Source organism: Variovorax sp. P1_H12_2, assembly GCF_056405335.1.
Genome location: NZ_JBFUCI010000641.1, coordinates 1 through 2,354 on the forward strand (window position 1 = coordinate 1; position 2,354 = coordinate 2,354).

The 2,354-nt window shown below is 64.6% G+C and carries 1 protein-coding gene; it reads left to right on the top strand.

The features are described from left to right. A partial coding sequence (lon, locus tag AC1D2K_RS33615; protein WP_478094629.1) for an endopeptidase La occupies positions 1 to 2,231 on the top strand: 2,231 nt, incomplete at its 5' end. Positions 2,232 to 2,354: the final 123 nt, after the last annotated feature.

Genomic DNA, 2,354 nt, shown 5'->3' on the forward strand with positions numbered 1-2,354 from the left:
TGTTCGAGGTCGGCTGCATCTCGACCATCCTGCAGATGCTGAAGCTGCCCGACGGCACGGTGATAGTGCTGGTCGAGGGCCAGCAACGCGCCCGCGTGAACCGCATCGACGACGGCGAGACCCATTTCTCGGCCAACGTGACGCCGGTCGAGGCGGCCGAGGCGGCGGCCCAGAAGGGCACCGAGGTCGAGGCGCTGCGCCGTGCCGTGATGCAGCAGTTCGACCAGTACGTGAAGCTCAACAAGAAGATCCCGCCCGAGATACTGACCTCGATCTCGAGCATCGACGATCCGGGCCGGCTGGCCGACACCATCGCGGCGCACCTGCCGCTCAAGCTCGACAACAAGCAGGCGGTGCTCGACCTGGACGACATCAAGGCCCGGCTCGAGAACCTGTTCGGCCAGCTCGAGCGCGAGGTCGACATCCTCAACGTCGACAAGAAGATCCGCGGCCGCGTGAAGCGCCAGATGGAAAAGAACCAGCGCGACTTCTACCTGAACGAGCAGGTCAAGGCGATCCAGAAGGAGCTCGGCGAGGGCGAGGAGGGCGCGGACATCGAGGAGATCGAGAAGAAGATCAAGCTCGCCAAGATGCCCAAGGACGCGCTCAAGAAGGCCGAGAGCGAGCTCAAGAAGCTCAAGCTGATGTCGCCGATGTCGGCCGAGGCCACCGTGGTGCGCAACTACATCGACGTGCTGATCGGCCTGCCCTGGAGCAAGAAGACCAAGATCAAGCACGACCTCGCGAACGCCGAAGCGGTGCTCAACGAGGATCACTACGGCCTCGAGAAGGTCAAGGACCGCATCCTGGAATATCTCGCGGTGCAGCAGCGCGTCGACAAGGTCAAGGCGCCGATCCTGTGCCTGGTCGGCCCTCCGGGCGTCGGCAAGACCTCGCTCGGGCAGTCGATCGCGAAGGCGACCGGCCGCAAGTACACCCGCATGGCGCTGGGCGGCATGCGTGACGAGGCCGAGATCCGCGGTCATCGCCGCACCTACATCGGCGCACTGCCGGGCAAGGTGCTGCAGAGCCTGAACAAGGTCGGCACGCGCAACCCGCTGTTCCTGCTCGACGAGATCGACAAGCTGGGCACCGACTTCCGCGGCGACCCGTCGAGCGCGCTGCTCGAGGTGCTCGACCCCGAGCAGAACCACACTTTCGGCGACCACTACGTCGAGGTCGACTTCGACCTCTCCGACGTGATGTTCGTCGCCACCTCGAACTCGATGAACATCCCGCCGGCCCTGCTGGACCGGATGGAAGTGATCCGCCTGGCGGGCTACACCGAGGACGAGAAGACCCACATCGCGCTGAAGTACCTGCTGCCCAAGCAGATGAAGAACAACGGCGTGAAGGAAGAAGAGCTGCTGATCAACGAGGAAGCGGTGCGCGACATCGTGCGCTACTACACCCGTGAGGCCGGCGTGCGCTCGCTCGAGCGCGAGCTCTCGAAGATCTGCCGCAAGGTGGTCAAGGGCCTGCTGCTGAAGAAGATGGAGCCCAAGGTGCTGGTCACCGGCGCGAACCTCAACGACTTCCTCGGCGTGCGCAAGTACAGCTTCGGCCTGGCCGAGAAGCAGAGCCAGGTCGGCCAGGTGGTGGGCCTCGCGTGGACCGAGGTCGGCGGCGACCTGCTCACGATCGAGGCGGTGACCATGCCCGGCAAGGGCGTGATCAGCCGCACCGGATCGCTCGGCGACGTGATGAAGGAATCGGTGGAAGCGGCGCGCACCGTGGTGCGCAGCCGTGCCCGCCGGCTCGGCATCAAGGATGAAGTGTTCGAGAAGCGCGACATCCACATCCACGTGCCCGATGGTGCGACGCCCAAGGACGGCCCGAGCGCAGGCGCGGCGATGACCACCGCCTTCGTCTCGGCGCTGACCGGCATCCCGGTGCGCGGCGACGTCGCCATGACCGGCGAGATCACGCTGCGCGGCGAGGTCACGGCGATCGGCGGCCTGAAGGAAAAACTGCTGGCGGCGTTGCGCGGCGGCATCAAGACGGTGCTGATTCCGGAAGAGAACGCCAAGGACCTGCAGGACATCCCGGAGAACGTGAAGAACGGCCTCGAGATCGTGCCCGTGAAGTGGATCGACAAGGTGCTCGAGATCGCCCTGGAGAAGATGCCGACGCCGTTGTCCGACGAGGAGGTTGCCGCCTCTGCGGCTGCGGTGGCCKAACTGGCCAAGCAGCGCGCAGCGACGCCGGTGGAAGGTTCAGTGAAGCATTGAGCTTCGAGAGTTGCGGGGCCTCGAAAAATTGCTATATAATTCGAGGCTCGAAACGCGGGAATAGCTCAGTTGGTAGAGCGCAACCTTGCCAAGGTTGAGGTCGAGAGTTCGAGACTCTTCTCC